Annotated in this window: 11 protein-coding genes; 9 read left to right on the top strand and 2 right to left on the bottom strand. The window is 40.7% G+C overall.

Annotated features, from left to right (window positions below):
• Positions 1–98 precede the first annotated feature (98 nt).
• On the top strand, positions 99–704 hold the full coding sequence (locus G6053_RS23285; RefSeq protein ID WP_165308700.1) for a TetR family transcriptional regulator: 606 nt from the start codon (positions 99–101) through the stop codon (positions 702–704).
• Here the strand turns inward: G6053_RS23285 and G6053_RS23290 are convergent.
• The gene (locus tag G6053_RS23290; protein WP_165308701.1) at positions 681–959 is read right to left on the bottom strand and encodes a hypothetical protein; all 279 of its coding nucleotides are present in this window, start codon (positions 957–959) and stop codon (positions 681–683) included. The genes G6053_RS23285 and G6053_RS23290 overlap by 24 nt on opposite strands.
• A 565-nt stretch (positions 960–1524) precedes the next feature.
• Between G6053_RS23290 and G6053_RS23295 the strand changes: the two genes are divergently transcribed.
• Entirely contained in the window at positions 1525–1704 is a 180-nt protein-coding gene (locus G6053_RS23295; protein WP_165308702.1) for a hypothetical protein, read from the top strand.
• 76 nt (positions 1705–1780) lie between these two features.
• Here the strand turns inward: G6053_RS23295 and G6053_RS23300 are convergent, their stop codons facing one another.
• On the bottom strand, positions 1781–2167 hold the full coding sequence (locus tag G6053_RS23300) for an AraC family transcriptional regulator (RefSeq protein WP_165308703.1): 387 nt from the start codon (positions 2165–2167) through the stop codon (positions 1781–1783).
• A gap of 304 nt (positions 2168–2471) precedes the next feature.
• Between G6053_RS23300 and G6053_RS23305 the strand changes: the two genes are divergently transcribed.
• From G6053_RS23305 to G6053_RS23335, 7 genes are all read left to right on the top strand, one after another.
• Entirely contained in the window at positions 2472–3986 is a 1515-nt protein-coding gene (locus tag G6053_RS23305) for a LuxR C-terminal-related transcriptional regulator (RefSeq protein ID WP_165308704.1), read from the top strand.
• A gap of 323 nt (positions 3987–4309) precedes the next feature.
• Entirely contained in the window at positions 4310–4468 is a 159-nt protein-coding gene (locus G6053_RS23310) for a hypothetical protein (protein WP_165308705.1), read from the top strand.
• Between the two features lie 37 nt (positions 4469–4505).
• On the top strand, positions 4506–6161 hold the full coding sequence (locus G6053_RS23315; RefSeq protein WP_165308706.1) for a hypothetical protein: 1656 nt from the start codon (positions 4506–4508) through the stop codon (positions 6159–6161).
• A gap of 378 nt (positions 6162–6539) precedes the next feature.
• Complete coding sequence (locus G6053_RS23320; RefSeq protein ID WP_165308707.1) at positions 6540–7160, top strand: RNA polymerase sigma-70 factor; 621 nt, start codon at positions 6540–6542, stop codon at positions 7158–7160.
• Positions 7161–7234: 74 nt separating this feature from the next.
• The gene (locus G6053_RS23325; RefSeq protein WP_165308708.1) at positions 7235–8395 is read left to right on the top strand and encodes a FecR family protein; all 1161 of its coding nucleotides are present in this window, start codon (positions 7235–7237) and stop codon (positions 8393–8395) included.
• A 113-nt stretch (positions 8396–8508) separates the two neighbouring features.
• Positions 8509–11895 (top strand): TonB-dependent receptor, encoded by a 3387-nt coding sequence (locus G6053_RS23330; protein ID WP_165308709.1) that lies wholly within the window; start codon positions 8509–8511, stop codon positions 11893–11895.
• Positions 11896–11914: 19 nt separating this feature from the next.
• On the top strand, positions 11915–13504 hold the full coding sequence (locus G6053_RS23335; protein WP_165308710.1) for a RagB/SusD family nutrient uptake outer membrane protein: 1590 nt from the start codon (positions 11915–11917) through the stop codon (positions 13502–13504).
• Positions 13505–13598: the final 94 nt, after the last annotated feature.

Genomic DNA, 13598 nt, shown 5'->3' on the forward strand with positions numbered 1-13598 from the left:
ATTGGAGTTGGATTGATTTATTGAATATATATACATTCAATAAAAAAAAAGATTTCTAATATGATTTTTTATATTTTCGTTTCATATTAAACATTATTATGGGAAGAAAAAGCCTTAAAGAAACCCGTCAGTTAGAAATTATAAAGATCTTTTATAAAGTGGCAAAGAAAGAAGGCCTGGAAAATACATCCATTGCAAAGATTGCCAAGGTCATGGATATCAATCCAAGTTTGATAATCCACTATTTTCAGACCAAGGAAGAGTTAACTTATGCACTTATAGATTATCTCCTTGACAAATACCTGTTAATTTACAAGGTAGGCAATGACATTAACGTCCCTCCGCAGATAGCGCTGACAGCGGTTTTAGAGGACTTATTTTCAAGAAAATGGAATAATCTTTTTGATGACGGACTATTTTATAGCTGTTATGCACTGGCTTTCCGTGACAAAAAAGTGAAAGTTATGTACAGCAACCTGACCGATAAACTAAGGTTATCACTCGCTGAACTCATAGAGCGATGCAAAGTTTTGAATCTTGTTGAGGTGGATGATCCACAAAGGGCGGCAGATCTTATCTTCGCTTTGATCGATGGAGCCTATTTTTATCTGAGTATGTCAACAGACAACAAAGCATTCAATAAAAAGATCACGAGCTACAAAACGCAAGCATTTCACCTGTTAGGTCTTCGTAGTATGACTTGAATTTCTTTTGGATAGTTGTCTGGAATACCGGATCACGCCGAACAGAGCGATCAGTACCCACACCAAATTGGCGGCTAGATTGGGAGTATCAGCAAAATAAAATGCACTGATGACCAATCCGGTCCCTCCTAACACATTTAATATCTGGTAGGGTAAACTATCGAACTTCAGCGCTTTCAAATTGAGCAGCAAAAATGCCAGGGAGCAGAAAATAAACCCCAGCCAACCGATTATTGTAATGGTATCTTCATTCATTTTCACACAAATTAATAACATCAATCAAAGTCATCAAAAAAAGGAATAGGATTAACACTTAAACAAAGATACGTTTACCAATGTTAAATCCCAACATTTAGATAATCAACTAAATGCTGGGGTGTTTGCACTAAAACAATCCTACAGCACAGTTCCAATTTATAGTAGCATTCGTAACCCGTTTTATTTAATATCCGGACAAATAAATTTATTTGTCAATCCTGTTTATAAGGCAAATTGCTGTTCATGAGCCTATTTCAGAATCACTGTTCACCAATGTGCGTTGTAATTTCATATATATCGCTTTGAGTAGAGGGTTCAAGTTCTGTTAAATATGATGTAGCCAAAAATTCGACTATTTCCATATTAATAGCCTAAAATAACTAAATACTAGAAGATTAACCTTCCTAGGGTAGTTCTTGGGGGGTGAGTTTTTTCACCCCCCAAAAAAAACTTTTCAATTTTGTAGTACTTTTGTGATACTTCTCAGAATTTTCACAGAGCCAACTGTCATGTTATTTAATAAGGCAGCTTAACTATTTTAATCAGTATTGTTATAAAAATTATGAAAAAGAATCCTGCTAACCGCTATTCTAAAGAGAATAAGGAACTGATCGTTCTTTCTATCGTAAAGGGAGAACTATTCCTCGAAGAAGCCATGGAAAAATATAACATTCCCGACAGACGAACTATTATAGCCTGGTTACGAAAGCACGTAAGAAACAAATCCAAAAATGTGAACTAGCAGTATTCAGCTATTTAGTTTATCGCTGGAGGGGAGAGCTGTAATAACAAGAAGTCATTTGTTTTATACTGAGGTTTTAAATTTTTTCGTTTTTTAGATCTGTACGATATTGTCCGGGAGTTTTCCCGACAAACTTTTTAAAGAACTTGGAGAAATTGGAGGGGTCGTAAGTCAGCAAGCGTGCAATCTCAGCTATGGGTCTGGTGGAAGATGAAAGTAATTCCTTTGCCGTTTCTATAATTTTTAGATCATAAAAATGACAAGGATGGTTTCCTGTTTCTTTTTGTAGTGTATCGGTTAAATGGGTATGGGAAAGGAAAAGTGCGGATGCGATCTCGTTAATTTCCATAAACTCTATGACTCTACCCGACACAACATCATCAATATGTTGGTTCAAAAACTCAAAATACCGCTCTGTAATTTCTGTACCCCTTTTGACTAGTTCATGTTGACTTTCTTTCATCTGATTTTTGGAAAAAGGACTGTATAATGATCTAAAGGAAAACCAGGCTCAAGGCCCCTTATTATGGCACCAATTTACAAAAAACATAACTACTATTGATATTTTAATACAATAAAATAGCTAAAGTATTGCCCATAAAGTACAAGGTCAACCATTCGGCTCTTGTCTTTTATATCTTTATAGATATTGAACGGCATTGCACTTTATTCTTTATTCGAATGTATATAGGCGATAAAAAGGCTATCAAATAGCTGAAAATATCTTTGAAATAAATACTAATATTTAAGAATATCTATCTATAACTATGTTAAACAGATTTTTAAGTAACGATCTTCAATTTTTATCATTATTTATTTGTGCACTACTTATCGTTTCTTGTAGTCGCGGTCAAGAAGAAAACTCCAAAATTGATGACCTGTTACAACAGGCAGACAACTTGCTGGACAGCGATGGTCTCAAATCCTTGGAATATGCCAAAACTGCCAGTTTAATTGCTGAAAAGACAAATGATTCAAAAAGGAAGGCTGAAACTTATTATTATATCGCCCATAGCCTAAACATATTGGAAGAATATGAAAAATCATTTCCATTCATTGAAAAAGGGCTAAAAGAAGATGCTACAAGGGGTAATAATCTATTAAAAGCCCGCTTCCTGTCCCTAAAAGGCTATCATTACTCACGACTTCATCTCTATAAACAGCAGGCGAAACAGCATCAGGAAGTGATAGATCTAACAATGTCAAGAAAAGATCCGGAATCCGTAATGATCGCAGCGCTCAGTCTTGCATCTTTAGGTTTATCATATACGATAATCAATGACTATTCCCCTACCCACCAGCACCTTGATAGAGCACTGAAACATGCAAAAACGATTCCAGACACGGTTTATCATAGCCTTAAAAAGATCTACAAAGTAAAAGCAAATCTATTCTATTACAAGGCGATGACCTACATTGAACAGTTAAAACCCAAGGAAGCTCTTCCTTTTATTCAGCTGGCCCATCAACAGGCAATAGTAGACGATAGGCCGCTCGCCCTCTTTCTTGAATTATATGCAGATTACTATATGCAGATGGGGAAAACAGAAAAAGCCATTGAATTTTATTTACTCGCTATCGCTGACAAGCAGAAAAGGATATGGAACAAGTCTACCTCTGCAGACTTGTACCTAAAAATATCGAAGAGTTACAATAAAATCAATCGGTACGAAGAGGGAGAAAAATACCTTAGGTTATCTGCTTCTGAAAGATTGATTGACGAGAATAACAACAGAAAAAGGGTGCAGGCTATATTAGACAATATCGAAAAGGAAGAAAGAACAATAAAAAATAGAGATAATCAATTAAAGATAGTTCTCTGTATAGCTCTGTTGGTCACTTTAATGCTTTTTCTATGGAAATATAGGGAGTACAAGCAAAAAAAGAAAAAGCTCTTATCCGCACAGAAAATCGAGATAGCGCAAAAGAAACAGCTTATAGAGACCCTGGAACTTAAGGTGAATGAATCATTTTCGGAGATTATTGAATTAGCAAAGAAAAATTCACCCACATTTTGGGCACGCTTTCAAGAGGTCCATCCGAAATTCTTAAAAAGAATGCTGTGCATCGATGCAAATTTCAAATCCTCTGAATTAATCCTATGTGCTTATATCTATCTGGGGTTTTCAACAAAAGAAATTGCAGATTATACTTTCAAAGCAACCAAAACAATTGAAAACAATCGTTATAACCTGCGAAAAAAACTGGGACTTGCGCCAGAGGAAGACCTTATCCTTTGGCTCCGCAACCGTGTAGACGACAATCCTCCAACGGAAGGTTAAGAAATCCCCCTAAAAAATCAACTCCAGATCTGTTCAGAATTATTTATCATCATAAAATATTAAAATATTTTCGATAATAAACAATAAACAGCAGGCTCCCCAAGCGCGCCCCAACACCTTGAATTAAAATTAAGACACTCAAAAACAGAAACTTATCAAAACAAGAGTAGTCCTTGGGGGGGCTGATTTTTCATTTCTATCTCATAAAATATTCATGTTTGTATCGGATTTCCAAGGACTTGCCTGCTCCCGGAAAAGCTCGGCCATGTATTTGAATCCAACGACTAATCATTAACAATGATTTAAAACTTAAATAATTCAAAATGAAAACAGAAAAGAAAACTTATGAAGCACCTGCTATCAGCGTGCTTACAATCGAACTGGAGCAAGGGATTGCTGCTGGTTCTGGAACAGGTACCCCTAACCCTGGTGTAGGTGACTGGGGTGATGGTTCGGATGGTAGTGGTAATGGAGATTTATAAAATTAAGCTATTAAAAAACTACAAAATTAAGATTTTTATGAGAGTATTATATAAAAAGCAATTAAATTGGACCATTGCTTCCATTGCATTCTTGCTAGTAGGAAGTGGTACCTTTTCAAGTTGTTCGAAAGACAAGGAACAAGTCGAAGAAACAGCTAAAGTCGAGGGGACAAAATTAATGTTGAACGTGTCGGGTATTGATGAGAGTCAATCTATATCGACAAAGGGTTCGCAAGCAAAAGTGGCTGCGTCAAACTCAGCGAATACCAAAGTATTGGAATTTCCAGAATTTGATGCTGTCCTACAGACAGATAATAACATACCATTTAAGGCAGCACAATCTTTAACTAAAGCAGCTTCAACTAGCGGTAGCTCAACAAGAGCTGCTGCTATAGAAAATGGGGTAAAATACCGTCTATACTTGTTTTCACAAGATGGAACTCAATTGATTTCTTCGGAGCAGTTTATTGCCGGAACTCAGGGAACTATTGATGTGACGCAAGGAACAACGTATAAATGGGTGGCACTTTCGTACAATACAACCGATGATGTCCCTGAGATTACTCCTACCAATACTAAAATCAACCTTCCTGGCGGAAAAGATATCTTATATACATCGGGTGAGGTATCGGTTCCAACTGGTGGTACAAGTGTAAATGTGCCAATCAATATCATGTTCAACCACAAATTTGCCAGACTTGGTATAGAATTAAATACCCAAGGGATGTTTGCAAATATGACCGGAGCAAAGGTCGCAGTAGCCGGAATCAAAACGGCATCGATTGATATCGCCAATGGCGCCTTAAGTGATCTTGTCGCCGCCGACCACGAAATCCCATTTGTCGACTTTAAGGACATTAATGCTCTCTATCAAGATGCTAAAATCGCCTATACGTACACAGCGGATCCAGCGGCAGTAACAGGCGGGATCAAAGTGAATGTCTCCAATCTAGCGTTAAAGATTGATGACAACTCCACCCGTCAATTTTCAGCGACTCCTGTCAACTTTGCATTCAACATCACTCCGGTATTAGGAAACAGTCACCGTTTGCTGGTCAACCTGATAGAATCTCCATTGACAGTGGAAGGAACCAGATGGGCTAGACAAAATATTTATTACCAAGCCGGACACAACCCTTATCGTTTTCACCATACGTATGCGCACTCCAATGCCAGAAATACATACTTCTCATTTAAAGGCCTTGTTCCGGATCAATTTGGCGTAAATAGTGATCCTTGTGCTCAGGTGTATCCTACTGGCGTATGGCGCCAGGCGAGTGAAAGCGATTTCAGAAAGCTCACTGGACTATTAGGAATTGGCGGTAAGCAAACGACTTACGGGTCAGTCAATAACCGTGGTTATTTTGAATATGATGCAAGTGGAACGGCCGCTCCTTATCCAAGCAACAAGCTTCATTTTAACTTTAATGGTGGCAGTGACTCATTCGCTTTTGTCAATGGTATATTACAGATCAACCTGGCTAATTATGGTAACCGTGCCGAATTATGGACAGGTACATCGGGAGTAAACCTTGGCGGCTTATTTGGCTTCGGTGCATGGTATTATCATGCAGATAGAGGTGCTTTCAATATTCACAATGACGACCTTACAGCTAGCTTACTCAATGTGTCAGTAATCGGCGTGGATTTAGTAGAAACCCAGCTGAAAAACGTCCGTTGTGTAAGAAATTAATTTGTGCGTTCTTTTTGATGGTTAATAAAGTTATCTAGCGGGGAGGCGTTCCTTACAGATAACGGTAAAAAGCGACCTATTTATTTAATAGGTTGCTTTTTATTATCTATCGGCGTTTAAATACCCTTAGTGACGTCTTCCTAAAGATTTTCACTTATCAATACAAACCAGTGTTTGACAATATTATAAAATCAATTAAGACTGCTAATCCCACTAATTGGCTCTGCTAAAACAAAAACCTATCTGATCTGGGCACAACATATGTGCGCGACAGCCAGTTAAATTGGCCAATCAGCAAAATGCTCACCTCAGATCGCCTTCCAGTTATCAACCCATCCTTAATAACTGTACAGAAAAACTAATAATCATTCAAATGCTATGGAAATTATTCATAATGTTTATTTATCAGATTTAGAAAAGAAGGATATTCAACAACATGAAAACACCATACTTATCGGAGCGCTTTGTGGCGGGTCAAAGATAGCTTTTGAAAAGCTATACAACCGCTTTTGGGATAGATTGTATCTCGCTGCGTACAATATAATTCGGGACAAACAAGTGTGTGAAGATATCGTCCAGGAGATATTCTGCCAACTTTGGATGCGACGCTCCTCCTTGGCGATCAAAAATTTAGAAGCATATTTATTTACAGCTGTACGCTTTCAGGTTTTCCGCTGCATTAACGATAAAAAGTGCAGAAACAGCTTTGTCATGGAACTAAGTACCCTGCCAGCCGATTTCTTCAATTCACAAAGAGATAATAAAGAAATCGAAGAAGCGCTAAAAAGTGGTATCGAGAGACTACCTGAAAAATGTGGTGAAATATTTCACCTAAGCCGGCAGGAACATCTGAGTAACAAAGAAATAGCACTGCGGCTCAACATTTCTATAAAAACCGTTGAAAACCAAATAACGATCGCCATCAAAAAAATGAGAAAATACCTATCTCCCTGGACATTGCCAATGCTATTGTTGGCAACGCTCGTTTTTTTTAGATAATTCACTACAAACAAAAAAAGCATCAGCTCTTAGGGGTTGGTGCTTTTTTTTTGCACATACAATATAATACAGATATGAAAAAGAGCAAGACCATACAGAGCATCATTAAAAAATACCTGAAAAACAAAACGAGCAAGCAAGAAGATGAACAACTCTTTTCATTTTACGAGCATATCGCACCCCAGACAGAAGATTGGGATGAATCCCTACATGGTAATAAAAAAATACGAGCATATATGTTATGGAAAAAGATCGATACAAGAACTGCCGATGATCAAAAAACACATAAGCCATTTCTGTTTCTTCTCAGACCATTGATGGCTACGGCCGCTGTGGCTGTTGTTATTTTGGGGGTCTGCTCCTTAGTATTCTATCAAACCAGAACAAACGAAAAAGAACCGCAGAATTTGGTTATTAGACCGGGATCAGACAAGGCTAAACTACGGCTTGCTGATGGTCGGACCATATATCTTGATAGCACCACCTCAGAAAATATAGCGCATGCTACCGAGGGGGCAGTTCAAATATCAGAAATGGGAGTATTGGACTATAGCAACTTGAAAGGGACAAAGCAAGGGCTGGGAACCAATACGATCACCGTTCCCAGGGGCGGACAATTTCGTCTGTTGCTTTCTGACGGAACTAAGATATCGCTCAACGCATCTTCTTCGCTAACCTTTCCGACAAACTTTTCTGGTAGCGAAAGACGGGTCAAACTAGAAGGAGAAGCATACTTTGAAGTGGCTAAAAAAATAATTAAAGGTACAAAAACAGAAAGAGTTCCCTTTATTGTTGAAACGGACAGACAGCAATTGCTCGTACTGGGAACAACCTTTAATATTAATGCATACCCAGATGAAAAAAACGTAAAAACTACACTGATAGAGGGCAGTGTACAGGTATCTCCGAGCGAACAGGCTTCTCCAAAAATATTAAAGCCGGGACAACAGAGCGTACTCAGTGGTAAAAATTTAAGTATACAACAGATCGATGTCTCGCAGGCTATTGCCTGGAAACAGGGTGATTTCACATTTGATGAAATGCCTTTAGAAGAAATTATGCGGCAGATATCACGCTGGTATGATGTGGAGGTTAGCTACGAAGACAATATGGGCAAAATAAAGTTTGGAGGGTCGATCTCCCGCTCAAAAGACATCAAGGAGGTATTGGAGGTACTCAAGTTAACCGGAATTCATTTCAACCTAAAAGGAAGGAGGATTATGGTTACACGCTAGACAAAAAACAACCTATAAGTCATCCACATTGTAAATTGGAATTGTCCTATTGCTTTATACAAACTGGATGTAGCCAGATTAATTTCAATTGATTTAACCCTAAATATAAAAAGATGTTAAAAAATTCCAAGGGAGACTGTTCTCCCCATCCCAATGTAAAATACTTTTATGAGCTAATAAACGAGGCATATGGATCTATTTTAAAAAAAGGCTTTATAAAGTTATGCCTAACCAGTATCCTGTTAACAATTGCCTTTTTACAGTCTTCATTGGCCGTAAATGGTCAACAAGTAACCCTTAATAAGAAAAATGCCACACTACTGACTATATTCAACACGATCAAACAGCAGACTGGCTATGATTTTGTCTACAAAAATGACGTATTGGAGAAAAGTAAACCAGTAGACCTAACTGTAAGTAATGTAACACTGATAAAAGCTCTTGACCTGTGTTTTGCTGATCAGCCCATTACTTATACAATAAAGAATAAAACCATCATCGTCCAAATGAAAGAAAGTATTGTTCCAGCCTATAAAATACAGGAACTTATAATCTCAGGAACTGTCCGTGATTCTTCAAAAGTATTAGCTGGGGTCAGTATCGTGTTAAAAGGGAATACTGGAATTGGAACAACGACCGATGCAAATGGAAAATTTCAACTGAAAATACCTCACGATGGTATTCTTGTCTTTCGTTACGTAGGCTATAAACCTCAGGAGATAGCAACCAATGGGAAAGGCGCTATCAATGTCACCATGCAATCGGACGAGGCGAATCTTCAGGAAGTGGTTATTGTCGGATTTGGCCAGCAGCGCAAAGAAAACCTTACCGGCTCCGTATCGACAGTTGGGCCAAAAGAACTGACCAACCGTCCTGTGAGTAGTGTGGGGAATGCGCTGCAAGGAACAATGGCTGGAGTCACCGTTACAGCGGCTAGCTCCGGGCAGCCCGGCCGTGATGCGGCTACGATCCGGGTAAGAGGTATTGGCACGATCAACAACGCCAGTGCCATGGTGGTGGTAGACGGTATGGTCTCCTCCATGAACAATGTCAATCCGGATGATATTGAAAGTATATCGGTATTGAAAGATGCGGCCTCTGCTGCTATCTATGGTTCTCGTGCAGCTAATGGGGTTATCTTGATCACGACCAAGAAAGGCAAGGCAGGAAAAACTCAACTTACTTATAACAACTACCTTGGCAAACAAAGCGCCACAGGTTTATTTGATTTTCTCCCCTCCTGGCAGGCAGCTGACCTCTATAATCAGGCCCTCAGCAATGAAGGCCGTCAACCGCGGTATACACAAGAAGAGATCGATAAGTTCCGTGACGGTTCCGACCCTTACAATTATCCAAACACCGATTGGTTGGATCTCGCCTATAAAGGAAATGGTTTCCAACAGAACCATTATCTTGGCGTAAATGGTGGTAATGATAAATCAAGTTATATGATGTCATTGGGGTATTATGATCAAAATGGCCTGATAAAAAAGACCAACGCGAAAAGGTATACCTCCCGACTGAATCTTCAGACGAAGATAAATGATAAGTTAAGTGCACACGGCAACTTGGCCTACACCTTTTCACCTATGGAGGAACCCCAGTCGAGCATGCCCGATGTTCCGGGCTTTACCCAAGTTATCCGTCAGATTAACCGGATTGCTCCGATGATTGCTTATAAATATGAGAACGGGGAATATGGAAGTATCAGTGACGGAAATCCCATGGCCTGGCTCGAATCGCCCTCTTTTAACCGTGAAAATTATTATGATTTTGTAGGAAATGTCGGCGCCGATTGGGAAATCATAAAAGGACTCCATTTTAAACCTACTTTGGGATTTGTCACATCTACCGCCCAGAACAAAACATTTATCGCCGACATCCAATATTATAATGCTGCAGGCGATAAAGCTTTTTATCAGGGACCAAACAAACTCACTGATAAAAATACGACCTTCCGCCGGACCACCTTACAGGGGCTGTTGGACTACACCAGGAACTTTGGCAACCATAATTTCAAGCTACTTGGCGGTTATTTCCAAGAGCTTACCCAGTATACTGAAAATAGTGCTTATAGGCAGGGATTTCTCAATAATGAGCTGAGCGAAATAAACCTGGGATCAACAGATGGGCAGGTAGCTACCGGCTACGGTTATGAAATGGGACTACGATCATACTTCGGCCGGTTGAATTATGATTATGAAGGAAAATACCTTTTTGAGGCCAACCTCCGTTACGATGCGACTTCCCGCTTTGCTCCCGACAATCGATGGGGTGCCTTCCCTTCATTCTCCGCTGGTTGGAATCTGAGTAAAGAAGAATTTTTTAAACCTTTAAAAGAAATCATACCAGCGCTCAAGGTCCGCGGATCCTGGGGTAAACTGGGTAATCAGGAGGTAGGCAGCTACTACCCTTATATTACCACAATCAGTGCTGAGCAGAACTATACTTTTGGGGGGACCTCCTCTATCATCGCAGCGGGTGTGGCACCTACCAAAGGAGCCAACAAAGATATACAATGGGAAAGTACCACTACCTACGGAGCCGGGATCGATGCATCGTTTCTACAGAACAAATTAGACCTGACCGTTGATTGGTTTAACCGAAAAACCAATGATATGTTACTGGACGTGCCGGTGAGCGCCGTCTACGGGCTTACCCCCCCCATCCAGAATGCAGGAGCTGTAGAAAACAAGGGCTGGGAGTTTGTGCTTTCCTATAAAGATCGGAAAGGTGATTTTTCGTACAATGGATCGTTTAATATTTCCTTTATTGACAACAAGGTTACCGATCTCCATGGGACAGGCAGACAGCTAGCAAATACGACCTTCCGGGATGTAGGCTACCCCATCAATTCGCTTTATGGCTTTATAGCCGAGGGGATTTTCCAGTCACAAGAAGAGGTCAAAAACCATGCTGTACAAAGCAACCGTACGGCCCCCGGAGACCTGAAATACAAGGATCTGGATGGCAACAATGTGATCGACAGCGATGATAAGCAGTATCTGGGCAACTTTTATCCGAAATCCACTTTTGGGCTAACCTTGGGTGGATCGTATAAAAATTTCGACCTGACCCTTTTCTTCCAGGGAGCTGCCAGCGTAAAAACTTATCTGGAAGGAAAACTAGGCGGAGTAAGTGATGGTGCAGGAAAACCTACTTCTGCTCTATTGGATTCCTGGACGCCTGATAATCCCCGAGCTTCGCTTCCACGAATTTTATATTCTCAGACACAGAACAGTGGCATAGACAGCCCGTCTTCCTTCTGGGTAAAAGATGGATCGTATATCCGATTAAAGAACCTGCAGGTGGGATACAATTTTACAAACCTGGCAAAAAAACTGGGTGTTAGCCGGGCACGCATCTATTATAGCGGCCAGAACATACTGACCCTCAGCGGGCTTTACGACTGGATCGACCCAGAAGCACCTTATAGCAGTGGCATTTACTACTACCCGCAGGTGAAACTCCACACCATAGGTTTGAACGTAACTTTTTAATATCCAAAGCGTAATCAACATGAAAAAACACACATATCTCTTATTTTTTGTCCTTGTCGGTTTGCTTCCGGCATGCCAGAAGGACCTTCTAGACAAAAATCCCAAAGATGCCTACAGCAACTCTTCCCTATGGTCTTCCGAAGCTGATGCCCAGGCAGCCCTGAACGGTGTATACAGCGGTTGGGACGATAATTACCAGATCCTCTATATGGATGCCATTTCGGACAACGCATACAGCCAGTATTACTGGGAAGGCTATACCAGCTTGGGAAACGGCAGTGCCAGTCCTTCCGACCCCTACGGAACCGACCGATGGAGCCCGGCCTATTCGGCCATTCAGAAATGCAACTGGTTTCTGCAAAATGTAGACCAAACTCCCATGGATGAGGCAAAGAAAACACAGATGAAAGCAGAAGCCCGTTTCCTCCGTGCCTATCAATATTATACCTTGACGCAGCTTTATGGCGACGTCCCTTTGACTACCAAAACTCTCAGCCTGGAAGAGGCCAACGTCATTAATAAAACCTCTATTACCGAGGTACAGCAGTTTGTGCTGGATGAACTCGGGGCTATAGCACCGGAACTGCCGGTAAGCTATTCGGGCAATGAGGTGGGAAAGATCACCCGGGGTGCTGCGCTGTCCCTAAAGGCCCGTCTGGAGTTATATACTGCACGGTACGCTGACTGCATTACGACAAGCGAGCAGATTATGGCGTTGGGATATTCACTCTTTTCTTCCTACGCTGATCTCTTTCGTATACAGAATGAAAACAATCGTGAAGTTATTCTGGACATTCAGTACCGGGCAAATGACCATCCCAATTCAAACCTGGGCGTCATGCCCTCTTCAACCTTCGGTGGATGGGGCTCACTATGCCCCACCCAGGCTCTGGTAGATTCTTATGAAATGAACAATGGAAAGACCATTGCTGAACTCAATTCAGGCTATGATGAAAAGGAACCCTATAAAAATCGGGATCCCCGTTTAAGTGCGTCGATTGTCTTTCCGGGACAGCTTTATGAGGGAAAATATTATAACCCGATAGAGAGCAATTCGGGCGATTACTACAATGGTGGAAATAATTCCAAAACTGGATACCTATACAAAAAATTCACTTCCGATTTATCTGACTATGATGATATATGGAATACAGGCCTGAACATGATCGTCATCCGTTATGCAGAAGTGCTGCTGACCTATGCCGAGGCCAAAATCGAAACCGGAGCCATAGACAACAGTGTATATGATGCAATTGATGCGGTCAGGCAGCGGGCCGGAATGCCTAAAGTGAACCGGTCTGTCTATGCCGGTCAAACAGCCATGCGCGAACTGGTAAGAAGAGAACGAAGAGTAGAATTTGCTTTGGAAGGTTTGCGATGGTTTGACATTAAACGCTGGAAAATAGGACCGCAGGTACGCGAAGGAAAAGTATATGGTACTCGTCTGGGAAAAGTCGATCCAAAAACAGGAGCTTTGACCCTTTCAGGTGATCATGTCGAGGCAGAGTCCAGAACATTTGATGCCGGCAGGGATTATCTTTGGCCTATTCCCAGAAAGGAAACGGATGTAAACAACAACCTCGGGCAAAACCCGGGTTATCCTAATTAGTGCATCGTAGCCATCAGCTGGAGAAATTTAGCACTGATGGCTACTTTTTTTTACGAAGAAACAGACTATTTTTACAAATTATTTGTCACTAACA

Source organism: Sphingobacterium sp. DR205 (assembly GCF_011064245.1).
GTDB classification, from domain to species: Bacteria; Bacteroidota; Bacteroidia; order Sphingobacteriales; family Sphingobacteriaceae; genus Sphingobacterium; species Sphingobacterium athyrii.